The sequence below is a fragment of the Paenibacillus sp. FSL R5-0470 genome (assembly GCF_037975205.1).
In the GTDB taxonomy this organism is placed as follows: Bacteria; Bacillota; Bacilli; order Paenibacillales; family Paenibacillaceae; genus Paenibacillus_AQ.
The window spans coordinates 1917141-1937992 of record NZ_CP150238.1 but is presented as its reverse complement, the minus strand read 5'-3'; the positions used below and the strand labels follow the sequence as shown (position 1 = coordinate 1937992).

The 20852-nt window shown below is 42.0% G+C and carries 17 protein-coding genes and 1 pseudogene; 7 read left to right on the top strand and 11 right to left on the bottom strand.

Annotated features, from left to right (window positions below; genetic code table 11):
- Positions 1-243 precede the first annotated feature (243 nt).
- The 4 genes from MKY99_RS08380 to MKY99_RS08365 form a co-directional block, all read right to left on the bottom strand.
- A complete protein-coding gene (locus MKY99_RS08380) occupies positions 244-1077 on the bottom strand; it encodes a DUF4362 domain-containing protein (RefSeq protein ID WP_339269855.1) in 834 nt (277 codons plus the stop codon).
- A gap of 247 nt (positions 1078-1324) precedes the next feature.
- A complete protein-coding gene (locus MKY99_RS08375; protein ID WP_339269853.1) occupies positions 1325-2086 on the bottom strand; it encodes a type II CAAX endopeptidase family protein in 762 nt (253 codons plus the stop codon).
- A 26-nt stretch (positions 2087-2112) separates the two neighbouring features.
- A complete protein-coding gene (locus tag MKY99_RS08370) occupies positions 2113-2616 on the bottom strand; it encodes a hypothetical protein (protein ID WP_339269851.1) in 504 nt (167 codons plus the stop codon).
- The gene (locus MKY99_RS08365; protein ID WP_339269849.1) at positions 2576-2917 is read right to left on the bottom strand and encodes a hypothetical protein; all 342 of its coding nucleotides are present in this window, start codon (positions 2915-2917) and stop codon (positions 2576-2578) included. The genes MKY99_RS08370 and MKY99_RS08365 overlap by 41 nt, the downstream gene beginning before the upstream one ends.
- A 318-nt stretch (positions 2918-3235) precedes the next feature.
- On the opposite strand from MKY99_RS08365, the gene MKY99_RS08360 reads away from it, so the two are divergent.
- Positions 3236-4627: a SpoVR family protein gene (locus MKY99_RS08360; RefSeq protein WP_339269847.1), complete on the top strand. Its 1392-nt coding sequence runs from the start codon at positions 3236-3238 to the stop codon at positions 4625-4627.
- 180 nt (positions 4628-4807) lie between these two features.
- Here the strand turns inward: MKY99_RS08360 and MKY99_RS08355 are convergent, their stop codons facing one another.
- A complete protein-coding gene (locus tag MKY99_RS08355) occupies positions 4808-5818 on the bottom strand; it encodes a hypothetical protein (RefSeq protein ID WP_339269845.1) in 1011 nt (336 codons plus the stop codon).
- 201 nt (positions 5819-6019) lie between these two features.
- Between MKY99_RS08355 and MKY99_RS08350 the strand changes: the two genes are divergently transcribed.
- From MKY99_RS08350 to MKY99_RS08340, 3 genes and pseudogenes are all read left to right on the top strand, one after another.
- Positions 6020-7330 carry a recombinase family protein gene (locus MKY99_RS08350; protein ID WP_339271552.1) on the top strand — a complete coding sequence of 437 codons (1311 nt, stop codon included), beginning with the start codon at positions 6020-6022 and terminating at the stop codon, positions 7328-7330.
- 115 nt (positions 7331-7445) lie between these two features.
- Positions 7446-9899 carry a hypothetical protein gene (locus MKY99_RS08345; protein ID WP_339269843.1) on the top strand — a complete coding sequence of 818 codons (2454 nt, stop codon included), beginning with the start codon at positions 7446-7448 and terminating at the stop codon, positions 9897-9899.
- 6 nt (positions 9900-9905) lie between these two features.
- Positions 9906-10490, top strand: a pseudogene (locus MKY99_RS08340) (SpoVR family protein); the annotation flags it as partial.
- Between the two features lie 101 nt (positions 10491-10591).
- Here MKY99_RS08340 and MKY99_RS08335 read toward each other — a convergent pair.
- The 3 genes from MKY99_RS08335 to MKY99_RS08325 all read right to left on the bottom strand — a co-directional run bounded on the left by MKY99_RS08335 (position 10592) and on the right by MKY99_RS08325 (position 14639).
- On the bottom strand, positions 10592-11023 hold the full coding sequence (locus MKY99_RS08335; protein ID WP_234529879.1) for a GNAT family N-acetyltransferase: 432 nt from the start codon (positions 11021-11023) through the stop codon (positions 10592-10594).
- Between the two features lie 349 nt (positions 11024-11372).
- Positions 11373-12299: an AraC family transcriptional regulator gene (locus tag MKY99_RS08330; RefSeq protein WP_231573406.1), complete on the bottom strand. Its 927-nt coding sequence runs from the start codon at positions 12297-12299 to the stop codon at positions 11373-11375.
- Positions 12300-12743: 444 nt separating this feature from the next.
- The gene (locus tag MKY99_RS08325; protein ID WP_042186251.1) at positions 12744-14639 is read right to left on the bottom strand and encodes a PrkA family serine protein kinase; all 1896 of its coding nucleotides are present in this window, start codon (positions 14637-14639) and stop codon (positions 12744-12746) included.
- A 180-nt stretch (positions 14640-14819) separates the two neighbouring features.
- Between MKY99_RS08325 and MKY99_RS08320 the strand changes: the two genes are divergently transcribed.
- Positions 14820-15758: a DUF2161 family putative PD-(D/E)XK-type phosphodiesterase gene (locus MKY99_RS08320; protein WP_339269839.1), complete on the top strand. Its 939-nt coding sequence runs from the start codon at positions 14820-14822 to the stop codon at positions 15756-15758.
- Positions 15759-16363: 605 nt separating this feature from the next.
- Here the strand turns inward: MKY99_RS08320 and MKY99_RS08315 are convergent.
- Together MKY99_RS08315 and MKY99_RS08310 are read right to left on the bottom strand one after the other, a co-directional pair.
- Entirely contained in the window at positions 16364-17581 is a 1218-nt protein-coding gene (locus MKY99_RS08315) for a PLP-dependent aminotransferase family protein (RefSeq protein ID WP_042186247.1), read from the bottom strand.
- A 139-nt stretch (positions 17582-17720) separates the two neighbouring features.
- Entirely contained in the window at positions 17721-18377 is a 657-nt protein-coding gene (locus tag MKY99_RS08310; protein WP_042186245.1) for a response regulator transcription factor, read from the bottom strand.
- Positions 18378-18660: 283 nt separating this feature from the next.
- On the opposite strand from MKY99_RS08310, the gene MKY99_RS08305 reads away from it, so the two are divergent.
- Together MKY99_RS08305 and MKY99_RS08300 are read left to right on the top strand one after the other, a co-directional pair.
- Positions 18661-19068, top strand: coding sequence for a hypothetical protein (locus tag MKY99_RS08305; protein WP_339269837.1), 408 nt, complete (start codon positions 18661-18663; stop codon positions 19066-19068).
- Positions 19065-20132 carry a phosphodiester glycosidase family protein gene (locus tag MKY99_RS08300; protein WP_339269835.1) on the top strand — a complete coding sequence of 356 codons (1068 nt, stop codon included), beginning with the start codon at positions 19065-19067 and terminating at the stop codon, positions 20130-20132. The genes MKY99_RS08305 and MKY99_RS08300 overlap by 4 nt, the downstream gene beginning before the upstream one ends.
- A 365-nt stretch (positions 20133-20497) precedes the next feature.
- On the opposite strand, the gene MKY99_RS08295 is transcribed toward MKY99_RS08300, so the two are convergent.
- On the bottom strand, positions 20498-20752 hold the full coding sequence (locus tag MKY99_RS08295) for an AbrB/MazE/SpoVT family DNA-binding domain-containing protein (RefSeq protein ID WP_039871533.1): 255 nt from the start codon (positions 20750-20752) through the stop codon (positions 20498-20500).
- Between the last annotated feature and the right edge of the window lie 100 nt (positions 20753-20852).

Here is a 20852-nt window from a genome sequence, read left to right as displayed (position 1 = left end):
TAAAAACTTAAGGTATTTCTTTAAGGTAAACATGACTGCGGTGAATGTTTGGACTTCCGGTCGCTGTTGTCCCCAGATTTCTTGATTATATACCGTGTTTCACGGTTGAAATCCGGTGAGCCTATGCTTCCGGAGCGAGCTTTCCTACGGAAAGCTTTCAGGCGAACGCTATCGCTCCTACAGTTCCAAAATCCCCCTCCGCCACTCTTCCTTTTTAGAATGTTTTAGTTCAACTTATTTAAATTATTCATAATGCCCCTTAACCTCAGGCAGTTCCTTATAAATGCTTCCGGCCTGCACGATCTTAATGATCGCTTGGGCTAGTTCAGTCATCTGACCGTCATCCTCAGTATTCTGGCATTCCGTCCACTGATAATGACGCTCTCCACTATTAATCTGAACCGATAAATCGTAACTTACAACAGGTTTCCGATTACACTCAGTAGATAATTCTTTTTCATCTAAGTAATTCGCTAGAACCATTTCTTTATAGATTTGTCCACGTTCCTGTTCAGAAAGCTCAAAATCGCTAACCTCGACTACTTCCCCATTCTGGAGATCTTTGACCAACTTCTTCTCTATCGTATTAATTTCGTTCTTTTGGTTCACACCATATTTTAAAACAAACTCAAACTTATCTTGTTTCGTGACGTCAAAAGGAATCTGTAGCAGCTCGATCTTTGCTTGTTCGCCCTCGCAGCCCGTTAAGGTATACGACAGAAGTTTATCCGTTTCGTTTCTAACAAGGTTCTGACAAGTGTATGTGGTTACTTGGGGACTACCAAACGTATCTTCGGAATTATCATGCCGCATTTCAATCCCTTGGTCAGTATATTTCAAGTCATTAAAGATCGGATCACCCTCAATTGTGTAATGAACCACACGCTGCTTACCCGCATTATTTTGGATAAAAGCATCCAACTTCTTAAGATTCTTAACAATCATTCCATGGCTGTTTATCACATCTTCTTGTTCATTAATGGTAGTTGTGAATTTGTCTTCTCCATTGGATGGCTGGTTAAAGCAACCGGTTACTATAAGCGCTATAAAAATCAGAAGAATACCGCTCGATCTCATCGATCATAACCTCCTTAAACACTCCATAAGTAGAATCATTTGTTAAAGTATACCAATAATAACGGGGGCTGGGTATCCCTTCAGAGGGATATCTGATGATAGGGAGATTGATAGGAATTTAAACTAGATAGCAAAAAAAGCTGATTGGATATCCAATCAGCTGTGCTTTTGTACCTCAGAAATCTCCTCAATATCTATCGCACTATATGCTTAACCTCTTTGTGAGTCTACGGAAATTCTCCGGCTCTTAATGCAAGAAATGCATCAGGAACGGTGCTGCTACTGCGCCACCTAACATACTAGTCCCAAATATTGCCCAGTCATTTAAAATATGTGCAATGATCGATGTCCAGATATTCTTTGTTTTCATGTAAGCAAGCGTTAGAATAATTCGAGCGATTCCGATTCCCAGAATGGCCTGAGCAAAATTAAAATTGTACGTTTTTAAGTGTAGTACACCAAAAATGAGCGCTGTTACGATTAATGCAATAAACACGGACGCCTTGCGTGACATTTTAAAGCCAATAAAGCAAAGCTGCATAATCGCCAGGAATGGCAAGATCGTTAACAATTCCTCGCCAATTAATTGAAATCCTGAGAAGAACAATGTCCAGAGCTTCTCACCTGTTGAAAGGGTATCCCCATGACCTAGCACCGCATTTACTGTTACAGCTCCCATCGATGAAAGCAGCGCAGCTACCCCCAACGTTACGATGAAATTAATAATAAAGAATAAAATCCCGTATAATACATGACTTACTTCAGGCTTTTTGAAGAGAATTCCTAACTTCCCTTTGGTTGCCCACACTAATGCGATTAACGGAAACAGCGTGAATAGAAACGGAGCAATCTTGCTCTGCACTTCATTAGGCAGAAAAGGAATCTCTACTGTCATTGTTAAATAGCCTACAACGATACTTGCAAGGATCACTACCCATTTGCCAATAGGCATGAAATACGGCTGTCCATTATACAAAGGATAATCTACGGTTTGTTTTACTTTTGTCATGTTGCACGACCTTCCAACGCTTATTATTATACTGTGAATCCTATCACTGGAATATGAACTATAAATGAACCGACAAGTTCATTTATAATCCCTGATGAAATGCTCAATTTCTGGCCGAAGATGGAGCATAAAAATAACACCTTGCAGCACAAGCTATTCCCGTTTCTTGCTTGATCTGCGAGGTCCTTCACGTCCATTCCTTTTTCTAGAGCTCCCATCTGCTCAGCCAGGCGAAGAATTCCGCGACGTGAGAAGGCGTTATCTATGGTGCTCTCCAGGAAAGGTTTATCAAAAAGCCAACCGTCCTTGGGAACACCTGGTCCTTCGTTCAGGATCAATGCACGATCAATAAATGCGGAGCCTAACCCTGTCCCTAAAGTTAACGAAATATATCGTTCATTTGGAAATAATCTGCTTACGCCTAGGGCAAACAGCTTCGCATCATTCTCAAATCGAATATCTGCCTGCAGCAGGTGCTTCGCCCATTCCTTATGTTGTAATATATAATACTTCTCGTATATTCTCACCATACAACGCCTCATATTTACTAAGCCCCTGAATATAACAGATGCCTTGCTGATAATCAAAGGGCCCGGGAAAGGCGAGACCGATGCGCCAAGTACAGTCTGAGGATTTCCCTAGTGTAACGGAATAGAACTGATATTGATCTTCAAATATAGAAATAAATTGGTCTATAATCACATCGGCATCTTGGTCAGCGAAGGAAGGATGTTGCTTGCAGCTAGCCTGTAGCAAATCTCCATCCACGACCAAACCAGACTTAATAAAGGTTCCTCCCACGTCTAAAGCGATCACGACTTTAGGCTTCAAAGGAGACTCACATCCCAGACCTTGGATACGCCAGCTTTCACTACTCGTGCGCCATAACCATTCTATTGTTCTATTGAATTAATAATTCTCCACGATAATTAATATGATGGTATTTTGATAACTGCAAGCTACTTACGAATCACCTTGAGAAAATCATAAAGATATATAACGGATTCTCCCTCCCGTCATATTGCCCCTCCCCTACCCATATACATAATATGAACTACATTGATCGACCCATCTATATGAAGCCAAACCCCATTTCGTGAGGGTTTATTCAGGTTGGATCTACAGAATTATAGGAGGGAGCACAGAATCATGCCAAGCGAAGAAATTAATGCTTTGGAGCGGGCGATTGCTGAAATTACGGAAATAGCTACTGGCTTCGGCTTGGATTTTTATCCCATGCGTTATGAAATATGCCCTGCAGATATTATTTATACATTCGGCGCTTATGGAATGCCGACACGATTTGGTCACTGGAGCTTCGGAAAAACATTTCACAAAATGAAATCCCAATACGATTTCGGGCTGAGTAAAATATACGAGCTCGTCATTAACTCCAACCCTTGTTATGCCTTCCTGCTCGACGGAAACTCGCTGATTCAGAACAAGCTGATCGTAGCTCACGTGCTGGCGCACTGCGATTTTTTCAAAAATAACATGCGTTTCTCCATGTCCAACCGGGATATGGTCGAGAGCATGTCGGCTACAGCGGATCGGATCGCCGGCTATTCAGTAACCTACGGTACCGATGCAGTGGAGCGCTTCATCGATTCCGTGCTGGCCATTCAAGAGCATATAGATCCCAGCCTGATTCAGCCGCGCAAGCTAGGTAAGACCCATCTGCTGGAAGCCAAAATGAAAGAACTCAAGGATGCCCCTCCGGGTGGCTCCAAACCAGCTAATCCGTACGACGAGTTATGGAATCTAGACAAGAGCAATTCTGGACCACAGGAAGCAGCATCCGGAAATCGTGCGTTCCCACCTGAGCCGGAAAAAGATATTGTCTGGTTCATCCAGCAATATTCCACCGTCTTGGAGGATTGGCAGCGCGATATTATGACGATGCTTCATGATGAAATGCTCTACTTCTGGCCACAAATGGAGACGAAGATCATGAACGAAGGCTGGGCTTCCTACTGGCATCAGCGTATCGTCCGCGAACTGGATCTAACCGTTGAGGAAACCGTAGAATACGCTAAACTGAATTCCTCCGTCGTGCAGCCCTCACGGCAAAGCCTGAATCCATACTACCTGGGTTTGAAAATCTTTGAAGACATCGAACGCCGCTGGGACCGCGAGAAAATATTTGAGGTACGCGAGCTGGAATCGGATACCTCTTTTATCCGCAGTTATCTATCCAAGGAGCTAGTAAATGATCTAGATCTCTATGTATTCGAGAAAAAAGGCCCTGAGTGGAAGATCACCGACAAAGCGTGGGAAAATGTACGAGATCAACTGGTTCTTGCCCGCGTCAACGGCGGCTCTCCTTACTTGGTCATAGAGGATGCCGATTTCGAGAAGAATGGGGAGTTATTTATAACCCACCGCTACGAAAGTATCGAGCTTGATCTGAAGTATTTGGAGCGCACGCTCCCGCACATCTATTCGTTATGGGGTCGGACCGTTCATCTACAGACCGTTGTGGAGGACAAAAAGGCTAGGTTTTCGTATGATGGCAAGAAGGTGCAGCGGAAGTTTATTTAAAAGAGGAATGAAATAAGATAACACTTATTAAGACATATAAACGGGAATTCATTACAGAATTTCGAATTATATAATTCAAGGAGAGTCGTCACATTTAGAGGGCTCTCCTTATTGCGCAAAAGAGTTGTGTATAAAAAATCATCTTCATATACTGTGTTAATCTCATGATCTGTAGAACTTTTATTCAACACATCTTTTTTTATTACTTCTCCGCTTATTAAATGCTTCAAAATATCTATCTTTCAAGGGCTCCCATAACTCATGGTAGTCACATTTCACTCTTTCCACTTCAGATATTTCAACAAGATGGCTTAAGTAGGCATCAAATGCTAGATCACTATAAGGTACAATAGATTTGTATTTCTCTATATCTGCTTCGCTCCAACCATAAGAATACAGTTGATCTTTATCCTCATATACGAATGATGCTACCCATAGATATCTAAAAAAAACATTTACTGTTTTGTCACCAACCATCATTTCAGAAATAAACATATTATGCAATTCTTCAATAAAATCATATAATTTATCCCAAGTTGGTAATTGATCTATTTCTTCCCTTGCGTCAGCCGAAGTCTGAATAATTCCCCCGTTAATGCTATTTATCACTATAGTAGGTCGGTAAACTACACGGTCTCGAACATAACAAACTTTTTCATATAAATACAATCTCGGATTTTTTTCTTTTAAAAAATTATCAAAAAAAAGCTCAACCATCATCGATTTATTTTTCAGTGATCGAATAAATTTACAATAATTCTTGATATCCGTATGTGATATCATAGAAGCAATATCTTTTTCTAGATCCCCTTGTTTATTCCACCTTTCAGGAGATTCATCATCTGAATTTAGTTCACTTTCATCAATTTCAAACTGTATAATATCATTTACAATCTTCTTTTTTATCTTAATGTTATAATTCTCATCCATTAACATGCAGAAGGTAATTAAATGATAGATCACATAATATGTGTTTATCGCCTTACTTATCCTAAATCCTCCTGCTATTTCGTTACTACTAAATTTACATAATGCCTTTAGTTCCGATATTCCTATTATAGCTTTATGAAAACTTAAAGACGCAACTTTAAATATGTATACTTGATTCTCCTCCCCCCCTCGTTCAAGTATTATTTCCTTTCCATCTCGCACAAAATTATATCCTCCAGATTGAGATTTTAAATTATCCAAAATTGACCTCCAAGTTAATGTGGAATTCCACCAATTATATTTTATATTCCTAGTAAAAAATTCACCTCGTTATTATTAAGATACAGTATATGGGATTTTGAGTCTATTTCAGATTAGATATTCCCCTTTTAGTTCCTTAGTAATATTAATTATGAACTAGGATTCATTCTAACAAAACAAATCGTGCGCGAGTTAGAATAGATAATTAATACTATTGCCGATGTTTACTCCGCTATAAGCACAGAGTACCCTCAAGTCAAACAATTCATGACTAACATAGAGGACTTTTCGAAAGTCATGGTCACCAAGCTGGATCGGATGAGCCGCCGACTGCTAGATTTGCTTACGTTGATCGATATGTTCCAGCAGCATCAAGTCGCGTTCATCTCAATCAGTGAATCGTTTGATACGAACACACCATCAGGCCGTTTAACGCTTCAAGTGCTTGGTGCTGTCGCGGAATTTGAACGGGAGCGAATTCGAGAACGTGTCCTGGATAATATGTTCCACGCTGCCAACCAGGGCAAATGGCTGACCCAGAGTCCGTACGGATATCGCTTGGAAGATAAAGTACTTATTATCCATGAGCCCGAAGCAAAAATTGTACGACAGATGTATGATCTATACCTCAATCAGGGAATGGGGTTCTTCGCAATTGCCAGACAACTGAACGAAGATGGCATCCCATCCAGGCACAACAAAGAATGGTCCATTCGTTCAGTTAAACTGCTGCTTACCAACCCTGTTTATAAAGGGACTTTCGTATGGAATCGTGTAGATTCAAGCAAGAAGAAACGAACCATAAAGGATGATAAGGATTGGATTGTCATTGATGATTGCCTACCCGTAATTATCGATAAAAACACTTGGGAAAGAGTGCAGATCAAAATGAACAGACCAAGCATCGCCCCCCCGCGCCCAGACCAGCCCGCACCTGCTTGGAGGCATTTTGAAATGTGGAAACTGCGGGTCGGGGATGGTATTGGATGGTCAGGATCACGTGACAGACGTTATCGGGTCTACCGCTGTTCTGCGAATAAGAACAAAGGAACATGCACAAGTAAGCAGTACAAAGCCGACGAAGTGGAATCTTGGTTTTTGCAGGGTTTAGCAGGTTTATCTAATTCACTTAGCCTTGAGTTGGTTCCCCAGCTTGTGGAGAAAGCCCGTAGCAGCCAGAGCAATCGTGGAGATCAACAAATCACAGCAGCTAAAAACCGTTATAAGCGAAAGGTCGAAGCCTATACTGCTGGACTAATTGAATTGCAGGACTTAAACGAGGAGAAGCAGCGAATGGAGAAGATTGTACAGGAGAATCAAAGTTCGAATGAGCAGGGTGAGAAAATACAGGTGGAAGAGCTAAAGGAAATGCTTGAGAGCAAGATGAAGACGGTATTGGATGCGATTAATGTGTTGCCTGTTGAGGAGGCTAAGGTACTGCTGCGGACGTTGGTTGAGAAAGTTACGGTTTTGGGGGAGGGGGAGTTGGATATAGAGCTGAATGGATTATAAACAATTCAACTTCATATTTAGCATTGACATTATCCTTATGTTGTAAATTAAAGGAATTTGGCGAATTTCACCGAATACTTTAAGAATACTGGATTATGTTAAGGGAGTGATTATATTGGCAGAAATTTTATCCTATAACAACGAAAATGATGCTACAATTTTCAAAATGAAGGAATTAAGTTGGCATGCTAGGCTACGAATAATAAAAGAGTTTCATAATGATTACCCCGAACACTACATCGGAAGAAATTACATAAAGCTTATAAATCCAAAGAAAGCAGTACTTGAAATATCTGATAATTTAATTACTTTTTTTCCACAATTATCAGCTGAAATAGCTGAACTTAATAAAAAAAGAATCTATAAATTAATTGCTCAACGATCTGAAATTTATATAAGTAATTCAATAGAAAAAATTGAGCTTTCAACCTCAAGATTATTAGGAAAAGATCTTCGTGCTACTGTTTCTCTTTTATATTATTCATTTCATAACTTCACTACAGGAAAAATGTATCAATTCCTGTCAGAAAAAAATGGTGTTGACGAATACAATGTAACTTTTAATGAAGTAGATCACTTCACAAGCCAACTTTTTTTCAATGATATTTTCAAAAAGAATTTTAGCCTTCCCATTTTTATTACTGATGAAATAAACAAAGAAAATTACACAAATAATTTATGTACAGGACGAAATAAAAATTCTGCAAATCCTTTTAAAATAGTTCCCCTTGTTTTGTTAAATATAGATCCGAGCATTTCAGGTTATCTGAATTCTTACATAAATTATCTATACAAGGAATTATTCGGGGAGAAATTTTCAACTGATAACATTGATACTTTAGAAAACTTTATTAATTCATCCTTAAAAAATAGGACTAAAGATAAGGCATATAAACAAGAATTAGAGGTGAAAGCATCAATAGCATTTGCATATAAATCATTCATTGAAACTACAGCAATGAATGAGCGAATAACTTGGTCGTTTTTTATTATTGCTCTAAGACTATATTGGTTAAGACAAACTGCTGACTATGATTACGATTTTGAAATAAAAACTTCAACAAGAGAAATTAGTTTGCTTTTAAACGCTATCCAACAATATTATAAACTTTGTGAATTCACATCATTTGCCAAGAAAGAAGAAATAATTATTGATGATATAGAATCAAAAAAGAACCTTCAAAATCCCATAAGTCAACAAAGTCCTATTAATCAACATACAGTTACTATAGAAAAGACATATTTTCAATCTGATATCAAAGAACTGTTGAATTCTGAAAATAACTCATACCTTTTTATGACTGCTTTACATTTAGATAGTGATTTTTGCTACGATGATATCATTTCATCAATAAACTTTACTCATAGTATTACAAATAGAGCTGAATACTATATTTATGAACTGCTCGATCCGCTACCAGTAAATGTAAATGTTAAGCTAGACAATGATGGAAGATGGACATTGTGGGTTAATAAAGATTCCGCTAAACACCAAGTGTTATCTGAAAATGATTTAATTGTAGTTTTTGACCGTTTTTGCGATCAAATTTTTAACAATTATCGTGAATATGGAAATCCCAAATACATACCACAGTTGTGCGTTTCTTATCCCAAATATACAATTCGCGCTGAAACCCATGACTCATTAAAAATCGAAACAATATATAAGATGAGTAATTCAATAATGGATCGAAATGCATGGATAATTAAATCTCTTCTAAGCGATATAAACGAAAAATTCAAACTCACAATAAAATTCCCTAATCTTGTTATTGATCAATATAAAATTTATTTTAGAGTTAACTTTGGGTTCGAGTCAACACTCCTTAACTTGCCTTTCTCTATGCAAATCAATTCAGAGGCTTTCAAAGGTAACTCTAACACTTTTATTTTAAATTTTCATGTCGATATTGATGATGAAAAGTCTCCGAGACATGAAGGTTTCGAATTAATGGAAATATTTAAAAATATTAGCAACTTAAATGAAAACGATTTATATAATTTACTGACAGAATCAGATGACTTATCAAAGGCTTTTGATGTTGCGGGTGTAATCGAAATTGAACCAAACTCCTTGAATAGCTATCTTAAAGGCGATAATCATCAACTTTTTTATTCCTTTACTGAATACCTGAATTCAGTTTCCCACACACTTATTGTTAATAATTCTTTTGACGCTTCCATGAAATTTTTAGAGATATGTTTGTCATATGATAAATGTGATTCATTCGCATATGCTACGAAGGGCCTTTGGTATTTTAGAAATACCGACATGGATGTGGAGATATGCGAACAGCAAGGGAAATACTATTACGAAATGGCGTTGGATAAAGTTAATACTGACCATCCTGATTCAGAAATTGATTTAAGGCAACGTTATTACTATGAACTTGCTTTGTTCTATTTTATAAGAAATGTCGACTATGAAATGTATATGAAATATTATAATGATGGTGTGAATCTAGGTGAACATTACAGCTATAATGATTTACTGTTGCTAAATGAAACATTTAATCAAATAGCCTCTTCAAAACAAACTTCCACAAAAAAGACTAACAAAGCACCTTAGCAATACGAAGGCTGGGCTTCGTACTGGCATCAGCGCATCGTCCGTGAACTGGATCTGACCGAAGAAGAAACCGTAGAATACGCTAAACTAAATTCCTCCGTCGTGCAGCCTTCACGGCAAAGCCTGAATCCATACTATCTTGGTCTAAAAATCTTCGAAGACATCGAACGCCGCTGGGACCGCGAGAAAATATTTGAGGTTCGCGAGTTGGAATCCGATACCTCTTTTATCCGCAGCTATCTGTCCAAAGAACTGGTGAACGACCTCGATCTTTATGTTTTTGAGAAAAAAGGTCCGGAATGGAAAATCACCGACAAAGCATGGGAAAATGTACGGGATCAACTGGTGCTCGCTCGAGTCAATGGCGGGTCACCTTACTTGGTCATAGAGGATGCCGACTTCGAGAAGAATGGCGAGTTATTTATCACCCACCGCTATGAAAGTATCGAGCTGGACCTGAAGTACCTGGAGCATACACTCCCGCATATCTACTCATTATGGGGGCGCACCGTTCATCTGCAGACCGTCGTGGAGGACAAAAAGGCGCGGTTCTCGTATGATGGCAAAAAGGTGCAGCGGAAGTTTATTTAAAAGAGGAATAAGTGAAAAGTGCTCTATTGCTTGAAAAATAAAGCGGCAGAACTGGGCGCATAGTACGTCCCTGGTCTGCCGCTCTTTATTTGGTCTGTTGATTATTCGGATTCATTTAACATCTTTGAAAAATATTTCGGAGCCTCAGTAAATCCTTGTCGGGCATAAAATCTATGCGCATCAGTTCTTCTAGAGTGGCAATGAACTTGAATTCGGTCACAGTTTCTTTTTCTAGCTAAATCAGTGCAATATTCCTCAAGCATCCGTCCAATGCCTTTGCTCCTAATCGCATTACTTACCACAAGATAGCTTATAATTGCAGTATCCCCTGTGAGCCCTAATTGAGGTATGTAATGCATGGAAATGCAGGCGACTACTTTATGATCTTCCTCGAAAACTAATAATTCCTCATCCGGATGTAGGACTAGCTTTTCTATTTTTTCTTGCATGAATGCTTCTGTCTCTGGATAACCCAACTGCTCTAATAATTCGGATATGTCTTTCCAGTCCTCTACTTTTGCTTCTCTAATCATCTGTTTCACTCCCCGAGATTATCAAGTTACACGTCTATTTAATCTATTAGACTACGGGAGGGGATAAGCGTCAATCCTCCTGCAATAAATGAGAAAGCCCGCAGCGTATAACCCGCTGCGGACCTTCTTACGTCGACACCCCGTATCGACTGAATAATTGAACTTTGCAAATGCTGCAAAGGTAAAAGTAACGTAGGGGAAGTTTGGAACTGTAGGAGCGTAGCGTTCGCCTTTGTTTCTGGATTTAATCCGCTAAGGAATAATCAATAAATCCAGAGACAACAGCGACCGAAAGTCCAAACATTCCCCGAAGTTACGATCATCACCGAGCAGCATTTGCCCTTACACATCATTCGGTCGATTTTTTCACAGGAACATAGATCTCCATCACCGTATCCGGACGCGAGTGGCAGCGTTCATCATAGAATTCGAAATCCAGTTTACTATCATCATAATCGTAGCCACTATCCTTAAACCATTCTTCGAAGATATACTTCCATGTGCTTTTTATAACCTGTGCAAACTGTATTTGCTCTGTATCCGTTGATGTATCCACTGGCGGCGTTGTGAACACAGCATATTCGGCTTCTGGCACATCCATCGTCAACATATCATCTTCCACCTTGGAGTAGTCCTCTACAATAACACCTAGAAGATAAGTCGCATTACCATTATCTGAGGAAGGAATACATAAGCCGACTTCTCCGTGTTTAGGCGGGTTTAGTATTTTATACATTTTGGACTCCAGATTCTCACCCTCATAATGACTCCAAAAAGATGCAATATCCTTGGTGTACATACTTCCAGCAACATTAGTTTGGATCCCATACCCAGCGACCTTAAATGCAGGCTTGCGAACAATAACAGGGTTCATTATAAAACCTCCGATTTCAATTAGTGTTTTTCCTTTAGTAAATCCGTCCATTCGTGCGGCATACTGTGTCGGGCTATAGCCAAAAGCCTTGCGAAAGGCCTTAGTGAAACCACTTTGTGTCTCAAAACCATAGTCCAGCGCGATATCAATGATTCTTCTACCGGCAAACAATTCAATGGACGCTAAAGATAATTTCCGGCTCCGCACATATTCCATCACGGACATTTCCTTGCATAAGCTGAACACTCGGCAAAAATGATACACCGAATATCCAACCTCAGCGGCTATTTCTTCCACTGTTATATTTTCTTTGATATGAGCTTCAATATATTCAACACACTTCTCTATATCTTTACTGTAATTCAAGTGCAGCACCAGCCTTCCCCCGTACGGTGATTTCATTATATCAACTGCAAGCGAGTAGGATTGTTCCTGTTTTGCTGAGCTGTATGATGCTGTATGATCTAACACTTTCTTTAGTTAGCTATCATAGAAACCTGCAAATATGCAGCTTTTTACATGGATATCGTCCTCATCTAGCTCAAAAGCTGCAAAAATACAGGAATTTTCCCTACTTGGGGTTTGAAAGTGACTTACACCACAAAAAAACTGCAGATTTGCAGGAATTACTAATTTAAAGAGCTTTGCCATATATAATAATGTACATTTGCAGTTTTTTCCTGTAAGGGCGGCTCCCCCTGCTACTTTTCATGGTTCATGCATTACTTTTCGGACGCGCGACCAAAGCCTAATTCCACACAATCTCACGTATTGATACACGTAAAAAATATCTATCACATAAAAAAAGACCACCAAATGGTGGTCCGCAAATTTACTTGTATTCTTTTACCGATTAAGCAGACTGCCCACATACTTCAGCAGCTCATTAGCGCAAATTGGGCAATAGTGATGCCCATCAATAAGTCTAGCGCACACCTCATTGATCCGTTTAAGCTGACTTTCATCCGGCGTTTTGGACGAGGTGGTGATTTTGACGATATCTTTGAGATCTGTGAATAGCTTCTTCTCAATCGCTTCCCGTAGGCGGTCGTGGTTGTTGTACTCGAATTTCTTCCCTTTGCGTGAATACGCGGAAATCCGGATCAGGATCTCTTCCCGGAACGCTTTTTTCGCATTCTCAGAGATACCGATTTGCTCTTCAATCGAACGCATTAACCGCTCATCCGGCTCCATCTCCTCATCCGTCAGCGGATCGCGGATTTTGGACCAATTGCAGAAGGCTTCAATATTATCGAGATAATTCTCAAATAATGTCTTGGCGGACTCCTCAAAGGAGTAGACGAAGGCCTTTTGCACTTCGCTTTTAGCTAAAATGTCATATTCTTTGCGGGCAATGGAGATGAAGTTCAAATAACGCTCCCGCTCCTCTTTTGTAATCGATGGATGCTGATCCAGGCCGTCTTTAATTGCACGCAACACATCCAGTGCGTTCATGCACTGCAGATCACCTTTGATCAAAGCGCTGGAAATCCGGTTGATAACATACCGCGGATCTATTCCGGACATGCCTTCATCCAAATACTCCGTTTGCATCTCCTTGAGATCTGCTTCTTTGTAGCCTTCGACCTCTTCACCATCATACATGCGAAGCTTTTTGATCAGATCCATGCCTTGTTTTTTACTTTCTTTCAGACGGGTCAGGATCGAGAAAATAGCAGCGGCACGCAGCGCATGCGGCGCAATATGCACATGGTTCATATCACTCTGGGCGATCAGCTTCGCGTAGATTTTTTCCTCTTCCGATACTCTGAGGTTATACGGAACAGGCATAACAATCATACGGGACTGGAGCGCTTCATTCTTTTTATTAGAAATAAACGACTTATACTCGGTTTCATTGGTGTGAGCTATGATCATTTCATCCGCACTGATCAGCGCGAACCGGCCAGCCTTGAAATTGCCTTCTTGCGTCAATGACAGCAGGTTCCATAGAAACTTTTCGTCGCATTTGAGCATTTCTTGAAATTCCATCAGCCCACGGTTAGCTTTGTTCAGCTCTCCGTCAAAACGGTAAGCGCGTGGATCGGATTCCGAACCAAATTCAGTAATGGTCGAAAAGTCGATACTTCCTGTCAAATCGGCGATATCTTGCGACTTCGGATCGGATGGACTAAAAGTACCAATCCCTACCCGCTCTTCTTCTGACAAAATGACACGAGCCACTTTAACCTGCTCAATATCTCCGGCATAATCATTTCTCAGCCGCATCTGGCAGGATGGGCACAAGTTGCCCTCAATACGCACACCGAGTTCTTTTTCAATCTCTGGACGAAGCTCCAGGGGGATCAAATGTAGTGGATCCTCATGCATCGGGCAGCCCTCAACCGCATATACCGCACCCGCATCCGTCCGCGAGTATTGTTCCAAACCTCTTTTTAACAGCGTGACTAGGGTCGATTTCCCCCCACTGACAGGTCCCATCAATAACAGAATCCGTTTACGAACATCTAGCCGGCGTGCTGCAGAATGAAAATACTCCTCCACTAACTTTTCGACTGCACGATCAAGTCCAAAAATCTCTTGTTCAAAAAACTTATAACGTTTGCGTCCGTTTATGTCCTCTACGCCATGCGACTTGATCATGTCATAAACGCGGGAGTGAGCGGTTTTTGCGGGAGAGGGGTCTTTTTTCAAAAGTTCTATATATTGCTTGAAGGTCCCGCTCCACGCCAAACGGTCGTTCTCAGCCCGATACGAAGCTATTCGCTCAAAAATATCCATTGCTCGCTGCCTCCTCTTGCGCTCCTACTTGCTCTCCTATAGCGTTAAAAAGTGTATTACATACCTATGCGGCAAGCGCGGAATAGTTGACCTCTTTTTTGCTGTGCTATAATAGAGAATCATAAAATCGCAGTAAAACCTTAATGAGAACCCGAAAAAAAGAGCTACGGGAGTGACACTATGGCGGTACGACATGAAACGGAGCTGTATGCTCCTTTGAAGGTTTTTTTTGAAAAGCAAGGATACAGCATCAAGGGTGAGGTTCGGACTTGTGATTTGGTGGGTATTCGTGAGGATTTAGAGCACCCTCTAATCGTAGAGATGAAAAAATCGTTCAACCTCGCCTTGCTCCTGCAAGGCGTGGAACGGCTAAAGCTCAGTCCTACGGTCTATCTCGCAGTAGAACGTGTCCGTGATAAAAAAGGGGCGGTAAACCAGCGCTGGGGCGAGCTTAGCGGACTGTGCCGCCGCCTTGGTCTCGGGCTGATCACCGTTGTTTTTTATAAGACCAAGGCCCCGCTGGTCGAGGTGCTCGTCGAGCCGGACGAGACGCCACCTGCGCAGCGCAGCAACAAGCGGCGGCGCGAGCGCCTGCTCTATGAGTTCCGCGAGCGCAGCGGAGACTACAACACCGGCGGCAGCACGCGCGTCAAGCTCGTGACGGCCTACCGTGAGAAAGCGCTGCGTGTCGCGCTTTCTCTGCAGGCAGCGGAGGCGGAAGCCGCCGTCGCTGCCGAGAAGGCCGCTGCGAAGGCTTCGCTCGCAGCGGGCAAACGTGCAGCGGCGAGCACCGCTGCACAGGCTCCGGCGCTGAGCGCAGCGCCGGAGGGGCGTGCTGCCGGGGACACGGCAGCACGGGAGGCAGCGGCGGCTGGCACGCGAAGCGGTGCCCCTAGCGCTGCCTCAAGCGCCCGCTCGGCCGGGATCTCTCCGGCCGAGCTGCGGAAGCGTAGCGGCGTACCGAACGCCGCCGCTATGCTGCAGCACAACTACTACGGCTGGTTCCACCGTGTCAGCCGTGGGCGCTATACACTGACCCCAGCCGGTCAGGCCGCGCTAGTAGAATACGCCGCTATAACTGGCGGCGTACCCCATGACAGCAATCATCACAGTAATTAGCTTGCCTATACTAAACAAAAAATTCTTTCAATTTCAAATTTTTGCTGGAGCCTTTATCTTTTTCTCTGCTTTTGATCTTTCACTCGGACTTTAAACTTATTATTCTAATGCACACGTAACGATGTTCAGGTAACGCCAAAAAGCATCCCGTTGATGGGATGCTTTTTGTGTTCCAATCCGTTAAGCCATAGAAACAGAACTAACCTTCGAAGTATTAGTCTCAAGCTGATAAGTTAAATTAAAGGGAAATCATCCCTATAATTACTCAATATATGCACTAAAATCCGATATATAGGGAATTCCTCCCTATAAATGCATAGATTACTCCACAAAAAGGGCTTTTTCTGAAATTTATAGGGAGAGATTCCCTATAATCTCCATTCCAGAATATAAATCAGCCAGTTATAGGGAGAAATCCCCTATAATGACCTCCCTCGCACTCTACTCCTTGCCTAATGCACCTCTCTGTCCCTTATGACTTCCAGGGTGTGTCATACATTATTCTGCCAGTTCATCTGCCCACACATCTACCTGCGCATATGACCGCTCATTAACCTGTTCGTTACTTTTATACGTCCGATCCATCAGATTCCTTGATCAGCCACCTAACTCCGAGCCGTGAACTCCTTAACCGCCTCGCTCATCAGATTCATACCAAGTAGCAGCTCATCCCGGCCGGGATGGCTGAAGTTAAGACGAATGTGATTTCCGCTTCCATCTACGCTACATAACGGTCCTGGCAAAAATGCCACTCCCTTACCTAGCGCACATTTTAGCAGTGCCATAACATCCATTCCCTCCGGTGGAGATACCCATAGAAACATACCTCCTGACGGCAGGTCGTAGGAGCTTCCTTTCCAAGCTGGACGTTTTAGCAGTTCAACCATTAACTTCAGTCGGGTGTTATATTCTCGGTTCAGCTGCGCAATATGCTCACGAAGATCAAAAGCGGTCACATCCAATAAATGATGCAAGAGCCGCTGATTTAATGCGCTCGATTGCCAGTCTGCCATCTGCTTGGCAGCAGCCATCATCCCGATCACTTCCCGGCTACCTGCAGCCCAGCCCGTCCGCAGCGCGGGCGCAACGGTCTTGCTGAACGAACCGATATATAATACGTGTCCGCCATCACTTATATTTTCCAGCGCATACAAGGATGGATATCTTGTGGCCCAATGTTCACCATACTTCTGGAAATGTAAATCACCATAAGAATCATCTTCTACAATCAGGATGTTATACGCGATGCAAAGATCCAACACCTCACGCCGTCTCTCTAAGCTCCATAGGATGCCACTTGGATTCGTAAAGCTTGGTGTTGCGAACAGCATCTTAGGCTTATGCAGTTCAATTTGCCTCCGCAAATGATCTGGATGAAGCCCGTCCAAATCACCCTCTACAGGAATAATGATGGCACCCTGCATCCGAAGAGTTTGCAAGAATCCTGGAGATGTCGGATTTTCTACTAATACACGATCTCCCGGATCAATATACACCCGCGACAACAAATCAATCGCTTGCTGGCTCCCCGTTGTTAGCAGAACTCCACCCTCAGTAACAGTTACCCCTTTTTCTCTGAGCCAATCCCCGGCAAGCCACTCCCGAAGTGGACCATACCCTGCAGGATCACCATATTGAAGTGCTCCTGCATCTGCAGATATCACCGTAGAGGCTGCTTCGGCAAGCAGCGATAATGGGAACAGTTCTTCCGCTGGTAATTCTTCAGCAAGCGATATCATGGAGCTTCTCCGTGTTTGGGTGCGAATACTTAGAAGCGGTGACGATAGCAGTGTGTGCGCGCGAGCAGAAAATTGGTAAAGCATGCGAAATCCCCCTTCCCTAGTACCAAGTAGAAATGGCTAAGTTATCCTCTTTCGAGGACGATTATCCATTTAACGTGATATGCTTTCTTCTATTTCAAGAATATTCCGCCTTTCCCGTCATTATGTCGTATAGCTTGGGTTATGCGTAGATTTGCCTGTTTTGTCTTGAAAAGAGAGCAAATTTCTCAATGGCCTGCGCTCGCGTCGAAACATCAAGCTTCACATAAATTTTGCGCAAGTAATTGTCAATCGAACGACGACTTACTGCAATTTCAAGCGCTATTTTATCATAAGTAATCCCCTGAACGATTCGCTCCATAATAAACATCTCTGTCTGCGTCAATTGAAGAACATCATCCAGTCCTTTAGAAGTCGAAATCGGCCAGGATCCTTTTTCTATCCATTCTAGCGGCATTGAAAGAAAACCCACACGTAAACCCAGGATCAGCTGTAAAAGCTGATGAGGAGAAGCTCCTTTCGAGAATATCCCGCTGGCTCCCAGCTCTATGAGGGGCTGTAGCAGATCCCTGCCATCCTCATCCGTCATCACGACAAAATGTGAGTTTGGTGAGCTTTTTTTCATATTTAACAGCACACTCTCAATATTACCTTCAGGCATATGATAATCTGCCAGCACTAGCTCGGGATTCTTTTCCCTTACGATGGAAGCGCCTTCGTCCCAAGTTGAATACATTCCTAGAACTTTAAGCTCTCCTCCCTCTTCCAAAATCAATTTTGTCCCCAGCATACTTGTAGGATGACACCCCACAATAACCACCTGCCAAACCTTCATCATTAATGCCCAGACCCCCTGCTTTATATAATCATCCAGAAAGGAAAGCGCCGCAGCGTTTCCGGTTTAAACGCAAGCAAGGAAGTATGATGACTTGTTCGTTTATTCTCTCGCTGGTTACCTTGAGTACGTCTATCAGAAATTCCAATCTATAGAAATTGTATCGCAGTAGTTTAATAGGATGCAATTACTTTTTCTAGTTTTCACACTCTCTTACATTTTTGCGAAACTAGTCAAAGTCTGATAGAATGGGGACTTGAAAAAAAGACCAACCCGAGGTGATCAAATGCAACCGCTAGCGGAAACGTCCCCGGTACACTCGCGCCGTGCTGCTGTGAGAAGCGGCCCTTCCGTAAAATGGTTTTTACTGTTCTGGATCGTGATGATTGGAATCGGTGTATATGCTGTATACAGCTACACAAACCATTTGAAGCAGCAAGTGCTGAGCGAACTTAGCAATCAGAGCCAGCAGCAGCTTACCATTCTGAAGACGGACTATGAGTCGAAAATTGCCGTTCTCACTGAAGAAGTGAAGGAATTGCAGAATACAGTGCAAAGTTTTAACGAACTATTAACCTTCACTAAAGATAATGCAAGTGCCAAGACAGACAATAGTAATAAGCTATATACGCAATTGAGCGAAGTTAGCAAACAGTTAGAAGCTTTGAAGAAAGAAATGGATCTGATCAAATGATGACGCCAGTCAAGAGAGTGAACCGTTTCTTTATGCTTCTGACCGCACCTTTTTTAGGTTTACTGATATGTATGTGGTGGTATCGACCTCCGCTCGAGCTGGATCTTGATGTAGGACAATTCGCACCTATCTCAGGGCCTCTGAATGAAACAGCTGTCCTAAAAAAGGATTTAATCTTAGCCGAAGGCACTGCATCCTACACCATAGATGCAGTCAGCGCTAGCGCTAAGCTATATAAAGGAACCACTACTGCTATGAATAAGTTAGTCGAGACAGCGAAGTCTCAAGCGAGCCGTCCTGAGCTTATCTATAACCGCCGGATATCTGCCAAGCTTGGAATACCTTCGGAGGTCCTTACTAGCGACCGGATTAGAATCGAGCTGTATAAGCTGAATCCAGGTAACTATAAGGCCTATGCTTTGAAGATCAAATTGAAGGATCCAACTGCGATGCAGATGAGTCTTGCGAAGGAAGCTACTGGTGGCGCAGAAACCACTATGCACGCTGTACAAAGTCATGGTGCTATTGCAGGTATTAATGCTGGAGGTTTTGCGGATAAAGCCGGAAAACGCTATCCCTTAAGCACTACTGTGGTTGATGGAAAGTATCTCAATGGTTTCGAGCCGACATTCAAGGATCTCAGCTTCGTAGGTCTGAACAAGTCCGGACAGTTAATCGGCGGGAAATTTTACAGTCGCGCACAGCTAGATCAACTCGAACCCGTATTTGGTGCAACCTTTGTGCCTGTTCTACTTAAGAACAACGTCAAAGTACCGATCCCGGAAAAGTGGAAAACATCCCCCAATCGGGCGCCACGTACAGTAATCGGTAATTATAAGGATGATCAGCTTCTCATCTTTGTAGCGGATGGCTATAATGAGCTTGGCAGCTCTGGTGCTCGGCTAGAGGAAATTCAGAACAAGCTATACAACATGGGTGTCATGGATGCTTATAATCTGGATGGTGGAGGATCGTCATCACTCATCTTCAATGGAAGAGTAGTCAACAAGCCATCAGACGGAAATCTTAGAGCTGTACCAACAAATTTCCTGTTTTTTAAATGATTATAGTAAAATGTCTATGCAACATATCACATTTGCGTTTATTTTTATTGATTTGCAGGGTATAATCTTGATAACGAATACATTTGCTAATGGAGGTGCCAGTATGTCGTTCTCATTAACCTTTTGGATCGTAACTATCGTATTTGTGTTATTTATGGTCGGCATCCTTACCTCATCTTACAACGACGACAAAACAAAAGGTCTATAAGCAAGAAATGTCTCAGCAGCCACTTGGCTCTGAGGCATTTTTTATAAGCCTGAAACAAAAAAACTGCCACATAAGTAGAGAAATCTACGAATGGGACAGTTTCTTTATTTAGAAAACTATTGGCTGTCAGAATTCTAAATGTGTAAATATGTACTTCCTAGGCGTGTCTTGGCAATTGCGTCATTTCTGATAGGCATGCAGCGCAAATATAACGATCTTTATATTCACTCACACCTTCCATTGATCCGCAGAAAACACATTTTGGACGGTAACGCTCCAAGATGATATGGTCACCCTGTACTAAAATTTCAACCGGGTCGCCTTCATTCATCTGATACCTTTTACGCAGGGACTTAGGCAGAACAATTCTACCCAGCTGATCCACTTTGCGAACTACACCAGCAGGTTTCATATCTAACGTACACCTCTCCTGTTCAACTAATAATTTGTAGCTACTATATATTTCGGCTCATTCATTATATTTCGTTATTAAAATGTCGAATCCTGCTGAA